The organism is Streptomyces sp. NPDC007907 (genome assembly GCF_042959365.1).
Classification (GTDB): domain Bacteria; phylum Actinomycetota; class Actinomycetes; order Streptomycetales; family Streptomycetaceae; genus Streptomyces; species Streptomyces indiaensis.
Window position 1 is genome coordinate 1,005,613 of record NZ_JBIBKR010000003.1, and the last position, 12,389, is coordinate 1,018,001.

General features: G+C 71.8%; 12 protein-coding genes. 6 read left to right on the forward strand and 6 right to left on the reverse strand.

The annotated features are described in order from the left end of the window. Positions 1-39 precede the first annotated feature (39 nt). Both ACFZDI_RS16055 and ACFZDI_RS16060 read right to left on the reverse strand, forming a co-directional pair. Positions 40-2,424 (reverse strand): phosphoketolase, encoded by a 2,385-nt coding sequence (locus tag ACFZDI_RS16055; protein WP_234749289.1) that lies wholly within the window; start codon positions 2,422-2,424, stop codon positions 40-42. A 589-nt stretch (positions 2,425-3,013) separates the two neighbouring features. Continuing rightward, complete coding sequence (locus tag ACFZDI_RS16060) at positions 3,014-3,451, reverse strand: DUF4442 domain-containing protein (protein WP_030835708.1); 438 nt, start codon at positions 3,449-3,451, stop codon at positions 3,014-3,016. Between the two features lie 177 nt (positions 3,452-3,628). Here ACFZDI_RS16060 and ACFZDI_RS16065 point away from each other — a divergent pair, with 177 nt between their 5' ends. Continuing rightward, complete coding sequence (locus ACFZDI_RS16065) at positions 3,629-4,642, forward strand: hypothetical protein (RefSeq protein ID WP_391250986.1); 1,014 nt, start codon at positions 3,629-3,631, stop codon at positions 4,640-4,642. A gap of 226 nt (positions 4,643-4,868) precedes the next feature. Here ACFZDI_RS16065 and ACFZDI_RS16070 read toward each other — a convergent pair whose 3' ends face one another. Both ACFZDI_RS16070 and tuf read right to left on the reverse strand, forming a co-directional pair. Continuing rightward, positions 4,869-5,714 (reverse strand): fused MFS/spermidine synthase, encoded by an 846-nt coding sequence (locus ACFZDI_RS16070; RefSeq protein WP_391250988.1) that lies wholly within the window; start codon positions 5,712-5,714, stop codon positions 4,869-4,871. Between the two features lie 87 nt (positions 5,715-5,801). Further along, positions 5,802-6,971, reverse strand: a complete 1,170-nt coding sequence (tuf, locus tag ACFZDI_RS16075) for an elongation factor Tu (protein ID WP_391250990.1) — start codon at positions 6,969-6,971, stop codon at positions 5,802-5,804. A gap of 342 nt (positions 6,972-7,313) precedes the next feature. On the opposite strand from tuf, the gene ACFZDI_RS16080 reads away from it, so the two are divergent. After that, positions 7,314-8,105 carry a VTT domain-containing protein gene (locus tag ACFZDI_RS16080; RefSeq protein WP_391250992.1) on the forward strand — a complete coding sequence of 264 codons (792 nt, stop codon included), beginning with the start codon at positions 7,314-7,316 and terminating at the stop codon, positions 8,103-8,105. Positions 8,106-8,123: 18 nt separating this feature from the next. Here the strand turns inward: ACFZDI_RS16080 and ACFZDI_RS16085 are convergent, their stop codons facing one another. Beyond that, positions 8,124-9,293: a thiolase family protein gene (locus ACFZDI_RS16085; protein WP_234848735.1), complete on the reverse strand. Its 1,170-nt coding sequence runs from the start codon at positions 9,291-9,293 to the stop codon at positions 8,124-8,126. A 93-nt stretch (positions 9,294-9,386) separates the two neighbouring features. Here ACFZDI_RS16085 and ACFZDI_RS16090 point away from each other — a divergent pair, with 93 nt between their 5' ends. From ACFZDI_RS16090 to ACFZDI_RS16100, 3 genes are all read left to right on the forward strand, one after another. Then, a complete protein-coding gene (locus ACFZDI_RS16090; protein ID WP_391250994.1) occupies positions 9,387-9,857 on the forward strand; it encodes a winged helix-turn-helix transcriptional regulator in 471 nt (156 codons plus the stop codon). A 159-nt stretch (positions 9,858-10,016) separates the two neighbouring features. Beyond that, positions 10,017-10,892: an undecaprenyl-diphosphate phosphatase gene (locus ACFZDI_RS16095; RefSeq protein WP_234848733.1), complete on the forward strand. Its 876-nt coding sequence runs from the start codon at positions 10,017-10,019 to the stop codon at positions 10,890-10,892. 97 nt (positions 10,893-10,989) lie between these two features. Further along, positions 10,990-11,169: a hypothetical protein gene (locus ACFZDI_RS16100; protein WP_234848732.1), complete on the forward strand. Its 180-nt coding sequence runs from the start codon at positions 10,990-10,992 to the stop codon at positions 11,167-11,169. Positions 11,170-11,209: 40 nt separating this feature from the next. Here ACFZDI_RS16100 and ACFZDI_RS16105 read toward each other — a convergent pair whose 3' ends face one another. After that, entirely contained in the window at positions 11,210-11,812 is a 603-nt protein-coding gene (locus ACFZDI_RS16105) for a DUF4291 family protein (RefSeq protein ID WP_391250997.1), read from the reverse strand. Positions 11,813-11,908: 96 nt separating this feature from the next. Between ACFZDI_RS16105 and ACFZDI_RS16110 the strand changes: the two genes are divergently transcribed. After that, positions 11,909-12,379, forward strand: coding sequence for a nuclear transport factor 2 family protein (locus ACFZDI_RS16110; RefSeq protein ID WP_234848730.1), 471 nt, complete (start codon positions 11,909-11,911; stop codon positions 12,377-12,379). Positions 12,380-12,389 lie beyond the last annotated feature (10 nt).

Below are 12,389 nucleotides of genomic sequence, written 5' to 3' on the forward strand. Positions count from 1 at the left end.
CCCGGGAAGCCTACCGGCTTCTAGGACGTCCCCCGGGGCTCAGGCGTTCCAGCTCCACTCGGCGACCTCCGGCAGGTCGGTGCCGTGCTCGCGGATCCAGGCGTGGTGGCGGGTGCGGGCGTCGGCCATCCGCTGGCGTACGGCCGTGGCGCGGACGGCGAGGCCGGGGACGCGGTCGATGACGTCCATGACGAGCCGGTAGCGGTCGAGGTCGTTGCGGACGACCATGTCGAAGGGCGTGGTCGTGGTCCCCGCCTCCTTGTAGCCGCGCACGTGGAGGTTCTTGTGGCCGGTGCGGCGGTAGGCGAGCCGGTGGATCAGCCACGGATAGCCGTGGTAGGCGAAGATCACCGGCTTGTCGGTGGTGAACAGGCCGTCGTACTCGAAGTCGCTCATGCCGTGCGGGTGTTCCCCCTGGGGCAGCAGGCGGGCCAGGTCGACGACGTTGACGACCCGGACGGACAGCTCGGGCAGGTGCCGGCGGAGCAGATGGGCGGCGGCCAGGGTCTCCTGGGTCGGGACGTCACCGGCGCAGGCCAGCACGACGTCGGGCTCGGTGCCGTCCTCGGTGCCCGCCCAGTCCCAGATGCCGGCGCCGCGCGCGCAGTGCACCCGGGCCTCGTCCATCGACAGCCAGTCGAAGCAGGGCTGCTTGCCGGCCACGATCACGTTGACGTAGTCGCGGCTGCGCAGGGCGTGGTCCGCGACCGACAGCAGGGTGTTGGCGTCCGGCGGGAGATAGACCCGGACGACCTCGGGGCTCTTGTTGAGGACGTGGTCGACGAAGCCGGGGTCCTGGTGGGAGAAGCCGTTGTGGTCCTGCCGCCACACGTGCGAGGTGAGCAGGTAGTTGAGGGAGGCGATGGGGGCCCGCCAGGGCAGCCCGCGCGAGGTGCGCAGCCACTTGATGTGCTGGTTGACCATGGAGTCGACGATGTGCACGAACGCCTCGTAGCAGGAGAACAGCCCGTGCCGCCCGGTGAGCAGATAGCCCTCCAGCCAGCCCTGGCAGAGGTGCTCGGAGAGGATCTCCATCACCCGGCCGTGCCGCTCCAGGTGCTCGTCCACGGGCAGGGTCTCGGCCTGCCAGGTCTTGCCGCTGGCGGTGTAGACGGCCTGGAGCCGGTTGGAGGCGGTCTCGTCCGGGCCGACCAGGCGGAAGTCGCGGCGGTCGGCGGTGTCGCGCATGACCCGGGCGAGGAGGTCACCGAGGACCCGGGTCGGCTCGTGCAGCGTCGTGCCGGGCTTGTCGACGGGCACGGCGAAGTCGTCCAGCGACGGAACGGGCAGGTCGCGGACGAGCAGCCCGCCGTTGGCGTACGGGGTGGCGCCCAGGCGCCGGGTGCCCTCGGGGACGCAGGCGAGGACGTCCGCGACCGGGCGGCCGTCCGCGTCGAACAGCTCCTCCGGCCGGTACGAGCGCAGCCAGGACTCCAGCTGCCGCAGGTGCTCCGGGTTGTCGCGGACGCCGGACAGCGGCACCTGGTGGGCGCGCCACGTGCCCTCGACCGGTTCGCCATCGACCTCGGCCGGGCCGGTCCAGCCCTTCGGGGTGCGCAGCACGATCACCGGCCAGCGCGGGCGCTCGGTCGCGCCCTCCTCCCGGGCGGCGTGCTGTGCGGCGGCGATGCGGTCCAGTGCGGTGTCCATGGCCTCGGCCATCGCGCGGTGGACGGTGGCCGGGTCGTCACCGGCGACGTGGAGCGGTTCGTGGCCGTAGCCGCGCAGCAGCGCGTCCAGTTCCTCCTGCGGGAGGCGGGACAGCACGGTCGGGTTGGCGATCTTGTAGCCGTTGAGGTGCAGGATCGGCAGGACGGCGCCGTCGTGGACGGGATCGAGGAACTTGTTGGCGTGCCAGGAACCGGCGAGGGGCCCGGTCTCCGCCTCCCCGTCGCCGATCACGCAGGCCACGAGCAGATCCGGATTGTCGAGGGCGGCACCGTAGGCGTGGGCGAGGGAGTAGCCGAGTTCTCCGCCCTCGTGGATGGAGCCGGGCACCTCCGGGGCGACGTGGCTGGGCACGCCGCCGGGGAAGGAGAACTGCCGCATGAGCAGCTCCATGCCCCGCGCGTCCCGGGAGGCGTTCGGGTACTTCTCGCTGTAGCTGCCCTCCAGCCAGGAGTTGGCGAGGACCGACGGCCCGCCGTGGCCCGGGCCCCAGACGCAGAGGGCGTCCAGCCCGCGGTTCTTGATCACCCGGTTGAGGTGGGTGTGGACGAGGTTCAGCCCGGGTGAGGTGCCCCAGTGGCCCAGCAGCCGCGGCTTGATGTGCTCGGGCTGCAGCGGCTCGGTCAGCAGGGGGTTCGCCAGCAGATAGATCTGACCGGCCGCCAGGTAGTTGGCGGCCCGCCAGTGGGCGTCCAGCGTGCGCAGTTCCTCGTCGGACGGTGCGGTCCTGCTGTCCCGGCGCGGGGCCTCGGGCATGGGTGACTCCCTGGGTTTGCGGGCGGACTCAGGAGGAGTACCAGTTTGTTCCGGTTCGATGCCAGGCGCCTGTCGGCCATGCCTCGCCCCCGGACGGCCCTTGCGGAGCGCGGGGATCCGTGCATACGGGGCCGCCCTGATGGGCGACCCCGAGCTGCCACTACGGCGACCGCGCGGCGGAGTGAGGCGCCGCGACGGTGTCGGCCGCTCCGCCCTTCGCCCGACCGAGGACGTCGGGGCCCGGCTGCGTGCCGGCTCCGGAGCCGTCCCCGCGGGCTCCGCCGGCCCCGCGGGCTCCGCCGCCCCCGCGGGCTCCGCCGGCCCCGGACGGCCCCGGGCGGCCCCGGGCGGCCCCGGAGGTCCGTCTACCCCGTCGGCTCCGTCGGCCCCGTGCGCTCCGTCGGCAATCAGGTCGTAGCGGACGACTCCCGCGTGCACGAGGCAGTCGGCCGCCGCGACGGAGCCCTCGGCGGGGCCGGAGCCCGGGCACAGGGACGGGTCGGTGACCCGCGAAAGCCCACCGGGACACGGCCGCCCGATGGGCGAGACCCCCGGCACCCGGCCGGGGTCCGCACGCACGGCCTCTTCGTCAGCCGTTGGGCCGCAGGGTCCAGACGACGGTCATCTCGCCGGTGACGGCGCCGTCGGCCCGCTGGATGGCGATGGTCACCGGGAACTCGGGGCGCTCCCCGGCGTCCAGCTGCGCGACGACCTCAGCGGCCGGGCGGCCCAGCGTCGCCGTGGCGGTGACGGCACCCATCGCCAGCTTCTTGTAGGAGATCTCGGCGCTGACGGCGAGCGGCACGGCGCGCGAGAGCTGATCGCCGAACGCGGCCAGCACGATCGCCCCGCTCGCGGACTCGCCGAGCGTGAACATCGCGCCGGCGTGCGGACCGCCCACGTGGTTGTGGTACTCGCCCTGGTCCGGCAGCGACACCACCGCCCGCTCCGGCGAGGTCTCCAGGAACTCGAGGTTCAGGGTCCGGGCCATGGGCACCGTGGCGGCGAGCATCTCGCCGATGGACATCTGGTCTGCGCTCATGCCCGAATGTTACTCACGAGTAGAGACGCCTGGCCAGGCCGGTGTGACGGCCGACGCACCGATCCGCGCACACCGTCCGCACCGCGCCGTCTCCGGGTTGCCACGTCCGTGTCCACGGGCGGTGACCGCATCGTGTCCGGGGCGCGGCTAGGGTGACTGCCCATGTGGCCAGGACAGCAGCAGCCCGGGGGCGAGCAGAACCCGCAGGCGAACAACCCGTACCAGCAGCCGGGGTACCAGCAGCCGAATCCGTACCAGCAGCCGGGATACCAGCAGCAGCCCAACCCCTATGCACAGCAGCCGCAGTGGGGAGCCCCGGGACCGGCCGGAGCGCCGCAGCCCCCGCAGGGCGGTGGCGGCGGCAACCGGACCAAGCTGGTCGCGATCATCGCCGCCACGGCGGTGGTCGTGGCGGCCGGTGTCACCGGCTTCCTGGTGCTGGGCGGCGACAAGGACGACACCGCCGACGGCGGCAAGAGCGGCAAGAACGACAAGACGGCGTCGAGCGCGCCGGCCGAGGAGCCCAGCGCCTCCGCCACCGGCGACAATCCGCGCGGCGGCGAGGAGGACCAGCCCACGGTCAAGGGCTGGAAGGTCGTCATCAACCCCAAGTGGGGCACGGCCTTCGACGTCCCCGCCGACTGGGAAGTGGCCTCCCCGACCTCGTCCGTCTTCTTCGAGGACGAGAAGTCCGACGACGGCAAGCCGCTGATCACCATGTCGGCGCCGGCGTTCTACAAGTCGAAGTGGTGCACGAGCGACGACGACAAGGACGGCAGGACCGAGACCGAGTCCCTGGCCGGGGCGGGCACCAAGGGAGCCGACGGCGCCAAGGACACGGACGAGGTCGCCGTGAACCAGGTGGCCTGGTGGGTGTACGGCGGTTACACGCAGCCGGACAAGAAGAGCGTCAAGACCGACGACAAGGCCGAGCCCTACACCACCGCCTCGGGCGTGAAGGGCAGCATCGCCTGGGCCCACTCGGAGAACACACCCGACAAGGGCAAGTGCGCGAGCGACGGCAAGGCGGTCACCTTCGGCTTCAAGAACTCCGCCGGTGACTTCGTCGCGTGGAGCTTCTTCGGCGCCAAGGGCGTCAAGGGCGAGGTGCCCGAGAAGACCGTCATGAAGATCCTCAGCACGGTCCGCCTGCACGGCGAGCCGACCGGCGGCTGACCCGGAAAGGGAACGGGCCCGCCCCTGCGCCAGGGGCGGGCCGTCAATCGAGATCAGCTCAGCGGCGGGCCGTGAGGCCGCACGACCGGCCTGTCAGCAGGCACCGTTGGCGGCCGCGGCCGTCACGGGAGCTCGGTCACCGGGGCCGCTGGGGGCGCTTCGCAGGCGTCCCGTACCCCCGTCTCCAGCCGTTCACGGCGGTCACCCGGGGTGGGCCGAGCGCGTGTCAGCCGATGCCGAACGCCCCGTCGGGGGGTTCGGGCGACGGGACGGCGTCCTCGTCCCGTACCGCCCGGGCGTCGCCGATGAACTTCCGCAGGGCGGGGCCGTGTTCGACCCGGGCGGGGAAGGCGTCGGCGGCGGTGAGGCGGATCAGGGCGGCGACGTCGACCGGCTGGTGTCCGGCGACGAGCACCGCGTTCCCGAACCGGCGGCCCCGCAGCACCCCCGGCTCGGCGATCAGCGCGAGTTCGCCGAAGGCGGTGGCCAGCGTGGCGAGTTGCGACCGCAGGAACGCGAAAGGCGCCGCGTCGGGGAGGTTGGCGAGGTAGACCCCGCTCCCCCGCAGCACCCGCGCGACCTCACGGATGTACGCGACGGAGGTGAGGTGGGCCGGCACCCGCGACCCGCTGAAGACGTCCGCGAGGAGAACGTCCGCCGAGTCCGCGGGGGCGTTCTCCAGCCAGGCCCGGGCGTCGGCCGTGTGGAGGGCGACGACGGCGCCCTCCGGCAGCGGCAGATGCTCGGACACCAGCCCCAGCAGCCCCCGGTCGGCCTCGACGACGTCCTGCCGCGAGCCCGGCCGGGTCACGGCGACGTACCGCGGCAGGGTGAGCGCGCCACCTCCGAGATGCACCACGTCCAGCGCCCGCCCCGGCTCGGCCACGACGTCCAGGACGTGCCCGAGCCGCCGGGTGTACTCGAACTCCAGATGCGCCGGTTCGTCCAGATCGACGTAGGACTGCGGCGCCCCGTCCACGGTCAGCAGCCAGGCCCTTTGCCTGTCGACGTCGGGCATCAGCTTGGCAAACCCGTGATCGACGGAGCGGGCGACTGGTACAGGCTCATTCACCTTCTCATTGTGCCCGTGCTGCAACGCCCCTTGGGGGCGCGGGGGACTGCGCGACCAGCCACAACGGCCCCGCAGTCCCCCTCGGCCTCACCCCACCACGGTCACGGTCCCCGCCCCGACGGTCCGCCCGCCCTCACGGACGGCGAATCCCAGCCCCGCCTCCAACGGCACGTCCCGCCCCAGCTCCACGGTCATCACGACCGTGTCACCGGGCCGAGCCACCGCCACGTCACCCAGGTCGACCACCCCCACCACATCCGCCGTACGGATGTAGAACTGCGGCCGGTACCCGGTGGAGACCGCCGTCGTACGCCCGCCCTCACGCGCGGACAGCACATACACCTGCGCCGTGAACCGGCGACTCGGCACGACACTCCCCGGCGCCGCGACCACATGCCCCCGCCGCACGGCGTCCCGGGGCACTCCCCGCAGAAGCAACGCCACGTTGTCCCCGGCCTGAGCCTCCTCCATCGGCTTGCCGAAGGTCTCCAGCCCCGTGACCACCGTCTCGACGGAGGCCCCGAGCACCTCGACCCGGTCACCGACGCGCACCACGCCCCGCTCGACCGCCCCGGTCACGACGGTCCCGCGCCCGGTGATGGTCAGCACGTTCTCCACCGGCAGCAGGAACGGCGCGTCCAGGTACCGCTCCGGCATCGGCACATAGGTGTCCACCGCGTCGAGCAGCGCCTCGACCGACGCGGTCCAGCGCGGGTCCCCCTCCAGGGCCTTCAGGCCGGAGACCCGTACGACGGGTACGGAGTCACCGCCGTAGCCGTGCGCGGTGAGCAGGTCACGGACCTCCAGCTCGACCAGGTCGGTCAGCTCCTCGTCCCCCGCGTCGGCCTTGTTGAGGGCGACCACGATGTGGTCGACGCCCACCTGACGGGCGAGCAGGACGTGTTCGGCCGTCTGCGGCATGATCCCGTCGAGCGCGGAGACGACGAGGATCGCCCCGTCGAGCTGGGCGGCACCGGTGACCATGTTCTTGACGTAGTCGGCGTGGCCCGGCATGTCGACGTGCGCGTAGTGCCGGGTGTCGGTCTCGTACTCCACGTGCGCGATGTTGATGGTGATGCCGCGCGCCGCCTCCTCGGGCGCCCGGTCGATCCGGTCGAACGGCACGAACGCGCCGCTGCCGCGGTCGGCGAGGACCTTGGTGATGGCGGCCGTCAACGTGGTCTTGCCATGGTCGACATGACCCATCGTGCCGATGTTGAGATGTGGTTTCGTGCGGACGTAAGCCGTTTTGGACATGGCGGTACCTCGAAGCGTCTGATCGGCGAAGAAGAAAGGGGGACCCCGAGGACCTGCCCGACCCTCCCCTTGCGGGGTCCGCCGGACGAACCGGAGAGGGTCAGCTTCGGGCGCCGTCCATGACGGCCGTGAGATCGACGACGGCAGCCTTCGGGGCATCCGTGACCACGGATGCTGCGAGGGCGAAGGCGTGCCGGAACATGCCGTCGATCATTGCCGACGCAGCACCGCACGTCGAATGGTTTTCATCGGCCCTGCGCACAGGCGCGCGGACCGCGTCCTGTGACGCCGGTGAGACGAACCATACGGCGATCACACACATATGTCGGTTAGTGTCACCGGATGCTCGATGCCACCACCCGCTCTGGGGGCACCGCCACGGCCTCTCCCCGGGCCACCGCAGCGGAGCTCGCCGTCGCCGTTCCCCCGGCAACGACCGTCCCGCCCGCCGTACCGACCCGTTTCGCCGCTCGCTGCACCAGAGTTCTGCTCTCCCCGTATGCGCGTCTGTCCCTGCTCGTCGTACTGCTCGCCGCGGGCGCGTGCGGGGTGCTCCTGTTCGAGCCGCAGCGGCTGCTGACGGAGGGCTGGCCCCCACAGCTCAGTGGTGCGGCGGCCGCGTTGGTGTTCACGGTGGCGTACGGCGTGTGCACCGTGGTGTTCGTGCCGAGGCCGCTGCTGAACCTCGCGGCCGGCGCCGTGTTCGGTTCGCAGCTCGGCCTCGGCGTGGCCCTGACGGGCACGGTGCTCGGCGCCGGGATCGCCTTCTGCCTCGGCCGGGCGCTGGGCCAGGACGCCCTGCGGCCGCTGCTGCGGGGGCGCTGGCTGAAGGCCGCGGACGGCCAGCTCAGCCGGCACGGCTTCCGGTCGATGCTGATGGTCCGGCTGTTCCCGGGTGTGCCGTTCTGGGCAGCGAACTACTGCGCCTCGGTCTCCCGCATGGGCCTGCTGCCGTTCCTGCTGGCCACAGGCCTCGGCTCGATCCCGAACACCGCCGCCTACGCCGTCGCGGGCGCCCGGGCCTCCACCCCGACCTCCCCCGCCTTCCTGATCGCCATGGCCTGCATCGCCCTGCCCGCGCTGGGAGGCGTCGTGGTGGCCTGGCGCAAGCGGCACCAGCTGCGCCGCCTCTGACGCCTTGTCACGCCCGGCTCACATCCGTTCCAGCACCATGGCGTTGGCGAGTCCGCCCGCCTCGCACATGGTCTGGAGCGCGTAGCGGGCGCCTCGTTGCCGCATCGCGTGCACCAGCGTCGTCGTCAGCCGGGTGCCGCTCGCGCCGAGGGGATGCCCGAGCGCGATGGCCCCGCCGTGCACGTTCACCCGGGCGAGGTCGGCGCCGGTCTCCTGCTGCCAGGCAAGTACGACACTGGAGAACGCCTCGTTGACCTCGAACAGGTCGATGTCGTCGAGGGTCAGGGAGGCCCTGCGCAGCACCTTCTCGGTCGCCGGGATGACGCCCGTGAGCATCAGCAGCGGGTCGGAGCCGGTGACGGCGAAGCTGTGCAGCCGGGCGAGCGGACGCAGGCCGAGCCGGGCCGCCGTCTCGCTCGACGTGATGAGGACCGCCGAGGCCCCGTCGTTGATCGGGCTGGCGTTGCCCGGCGTGACGTTCCACTCGATCTGCGGGAAGCGCTCGGCGAAGCCGGGGTCGTGGTAGGCGGGCTTGAGGCCGGCGAGGATCTCGGGGGTGCTGCCCGGGCGTACGCACTCGTCGCGCGTGACGCCCTCCAAGGGCGCGACCTCGGCGTCGAAGAGCCCGTTCTCCCAGGCGTCGGCGGCCTTGTGGTGGGAGGAGACGGCGAAGGCGTCCATCCGCTCACGGCCGATCGACCACTTGGCGGCGATCAGTTCGGCACTGATGCCCTGCGGGACGAGCCCCTCCGGGTAGCGCGCGGCGACCCCGGGCCCGAAGGGGTCCTTGCCCTCGAGGACGTTCGACCACATCGGCACCCGGCTCATCGACTCCACACCGCAGGCCACGACCATGTCGTACGCACCCGACAGCACTCCCTGCGCCGCGAAGTGCACGGCCTGCTGGGAGGAGCCGCACTGGCGGTCCACGGTGGTCGCGGGCACCGACTCGGGGAATCCGGCGGACAGCACGGCGTAACGGGTGGTGTTCATCGCCTGCTCGCCGACCTGGTCGACGGTGCCCCCGATGACGTCGTCGATCAGCTCCGGGTCGATCCCGGACCGCTCGACGAGGGTGCGCAGGGTGTGGGCGAGGAGCTCCACGGGATGGACATGTGCCAGGGCGCCGTTCGGCTTGCCCTTGCCGATCGGGGTGCGTACGGCTTCGACGATCACTGCGTCACGCATGTGCGGGCCTCCACGGCTACCAGTGAGTAGGAAATCCGAACTCACCGTAGCCCGCAGGGTTGGAAAATCCAACCCTCTTCTAGACTGATCCCCATGGCCGCCCGCAAAGAACCGCGTCCCTGCTCCATCGCCGACACCCTCGCGCTCGTCGGCGAGAAGTACTCCCTGCTCGTCCTGCGGGAGGTGTGCCTGGGCAACGGGCGGTTCGACCAGCTGGTGCGCAACATCGGCGCCCCGCGCGACATCCTGGCCACCCGGCTGCGCCGGCTCGTCGACGCCGGGATCCTGGCCAAGCACCTCTACAGCGAGCGCCCGCAGCGCTTCGAGTACCGGCCGACCCCGGCGGGACTGGAGCTGGAGCCGGTGCTGATGACCCTCATGGCGTGGGGCGACCGCCATCTGCGGCCCGGAGGCGACCGCCCGATGGTCCTGGAGCACTCCTGCGGCCGGCCCCTCGCCCCGGCCGTCACCTGCCGCGCCTGCGGCGACGAGGTGCGCCACGCGGACCTCACGGCCCGCCCCCAGGCGCCCGGCTGGACGGTGACCGGACCGGCCACGGCCTGATCCCCGCAGGTGGCGAGCGGCTTCCAAACCCCTGTGTCCGAGCGGTCTTCCGGGGGCGCTACGCTTCCCCCTCGGCACACATGATCCCCCGTTCATCGCAACGGCGGCCCGGTGCGCCCGTCGTCCGTCCCACGATCGGCACTTGGACTCCGCTACCTCATGTCTTGGTTCGAATCACTCATCCTCGGACTCGTCCAGGGGCTGACCGAGTTCCTCCCCGTCTCCTCCAGCGCCCACCTGCGGCTGACGGCGGCCTTCGCGGACTGGAAGGACCCGGGCGCCGCCTTCACGGCGATCACACAGATCGGCACCGAGGCGGCCGTGCTGATCTACTTCCGCAAGGACATCGGGCGGATCATCTCGGCCTGGGCGCGCTCGCTCACCGACAAGTCGCTGCGCAGCGACCCCGACGCCCGGATGGGCTGGCTGGTGATCGTCGGCTCGATCCCGATCGGTGTGCTCGGCGTGACGCTGAAGGACCAGATCGAGGGACCGTTCCGCGATCTGCGGATCACCGCGACGATGCTGATCGTCATGGGCATCGTCCTGGGCGTCGCCGACCGGCTCGCGGCCCGCGACGAGAGCGGCGGCAAGCACCGCGCCCCCAAGCAGCGCAAGGCCCTCGAGGACCTGGGCGTGCGGGACGGCCTGATCTACGGCGTCTGCCAGGCCATGGCGCTCATCCCGGGCGTCTCCCGCTCCGGCGCCACCATCAGCGGCGGCCTGTTCATGGGCTACAAGCGCGAGGCCGCGGCCCGCTACTCCTTCCTGCTCGCCATCCCCGCGGTGCTCGCCTCGGGCCTGTTCGAGCTGAAGGACGCGACGGAGGGCGGCCATGTCTCCTGGGGGCCGACGATCTTCGCGACGATCATCGCCTTCGTCGTCGGCTACGCGGTGATCGCCTGGTTCATGAAGTTCATCTCGACCAAGAGCTTCATGCCGTTCGTCTACTACCGCATCGCGCTCGGCATCCTCATCATCGCCCTGGTCAGCATGGGTGCCCTGAGCCCTCACGCGGCCGAGTCGGCGGGCTGATCCGCGGGCCTGTGACCCCGGTCTCGTGACCAACCGCATAGCCGTGGGGTAGCCGTCCGGTAGCGGGCTGTCAGTGGCTGCCCCTAGGCTTGTCCGCATGTCCCCCGATTTCGTGACCCCTGGTTCCGTGCGGTCCGCTGCCGAGGTCAACGAGGAGATCCGTGCGCTGTGGCAGCGCACGGGCGGCACTCTGTCGGCAGAGGAGCGCGCGGAGTACGAGATGCTCGTCGTCGAATGGGCCGCCGCGCTCCGCAGCGGCGTCGTCAAGGCGGCCTGAGCGGTTCCCGCCGTCCCTCTTCCTCCCCGTACCGCACCCTCTAGGCGCGCAGCCGCGCCAGCACCTCGTCGTCGACGGCGAAGGGCCGCTCCTCGGGCAACAGCCCCGCGGCCGACTCCAGTTGCCCCGCCCGCACCAGCCCGTGGATCTCCGTGGCGAGCGGTGTGACGTCCTCGATCCCGACGATCCACTCGTCCGCGTACCGCGCCGCGGCCTCCCCCGCGAGCCCGAGCTGGAGCGACCGGTGGGGCAGCGGATCGAGGCGCAGGTCGCGTTCCGGATCCCACTGCACCCGCGCGGGCGCCTGCCTCAACCGCCGCTTCCAGTCAGCCTGCTCGCCGTGCAGGGCGGGGACGTGGTGGGACAGGCAGGCGTGGCGCAGCGCCCAGAGGAAGCCCTCCCGGTCGATCTCGATGGCGAGGACGGTCTCCTGGCCCTCCTTGGTGCCCCAGCCGCAGCGGTACATCATCCACAGGAACGAGGGCTTGATCCAGGTCATGCGTTCCCGCTTCCAGGAGGACGGGAAGCGGCCCTGGCGGGCTGCCGGGCCGCCGATCTCGGGGCGGTAGGCCTGGTAGACGGTGATCGTGGACTCCGTGTGGCGGGCCCTCACCTGGTACTTCGGTTCGTTTCGGTCGTTCACGAAGGACAGGCTGGGCCCCCGGGCCCGTCGGCGGCCACCGAATATCCCTCACGCACGGCTCTTGGCCCGGTCCCCGCCATGGCCAACACTGAGCCGATGACGCAGCGCGTGGAACTGGCCACCGTGAGAGACCGGCTGGCCGTCGACGGACTGATCACCGACTACGCGGTGGCGGTCGACGACGGTGACTGGGAGGCGTACCGGGAGTTGTTCGCTCCTCGGGGGCGGGCGGACTACCGCTCGGCCGGCGGCATCGAGGGAGAGGCCCGGGCGGTCGCCGCCTGGCTCGCGGAGAGTCTGCGGCTGTTCCCGATGCGGCAGCACCTGATCGTCAACCGCCGGGTGCGATTCGGGATCTGGGAGCAGGACACCGGCGACACCGCCGAGGTCCAGGCCGACTACGTCAACCCCATGGCCACCGCCGGACCCGCTCCCGACTTCGTGTGCGGCGGCCGGTACGCCTTCGCGGCGCTGCGCACGGAGGCCGGCTGGCGGCTGAGCGCGGTGGTCGTCCGGGAGAAGTGGCGGCGCCTTCCCGAGCCGCGGACGGCGCCTGTGGTCAACTGACCCGGCGCCC

Excerpts from the sequence above, each read along its gene's own strand:
- ACFZDI_RS16055 (WP_234749289.1), bottom strand. The coding sequence starts at position 2,424 with ATGCCCGAGGCCCCGCGCCGGGACAGCAGGACCGCACCGTCCGACGAG.
- ACFZDI_RS16060 (WP_030835708.1), bottom strand. The coding sequence starts at position 3,451 with ATGTCCATCGGCGAGATGCTCGCCGCCACGGTGCCCATGGCCCGGACC.
- ACFZDI_RS16065 (WP_391250986.1), top strand. The coding sequence starts at position 3,629 with ATGTGGCCAGGACAGCAGCAGCCCGGGGGCGAGCAGAACCCGCAGGCG.
- tuf (WP_391250990.1), bottom strand. The coding sequence starts at position 6,971 with ATGTCCAAAACGGCTTACGTCCGCACGAAACCACATCTCAACATCGGC.
- ACFZDI_RS16080 (WP_391250992.1), top strand. The coding sequence starts at position 7,314 with ATGCTCGATGCCACCACCCGCTCTGGGGGCACCGCCACGGCCTCTCCC.
- ACFZDI_RS16085 (WP_234848735.1), bottom strand. The coding sequence starts at position 9,293 with ATGCGTGACGCAGTGATCGTCGAAGCCGTACGCACCCCGATCGGCAAG.
- ACFZDI_RS16090 (WP_391250994.1), top strand. The coding sequence starts at position 9,387 with ATGGCCGCCCGCAAAGAACCGCGTCCCTGCTCCATCGCCGACACCCTC.
- ACFZDI_RS16095 (WP_234848733.1), top strand. The coding sequence starts at position 10,017 with ATGTCTTGGTTCGAATCACTCATCCTCGGACTCGTCCAGGGGCTGACC.
- ACFZDI_RS16100 (WP_234848732.1), top strand. The coding sequence starts at position 10,990 with ATGTCCCCCGATTTCGTGACCCCTGGTTCCGTGCGGTCCGCTGCCGAG.
- ACFZDI_RS16110 (WP_234848730.1), top strand. The coding sequence starts at position 11,909 with ATGACGCAGCGCGTGGAACTGGCCACCGTGAGAGACCGGCTGGCCGTC.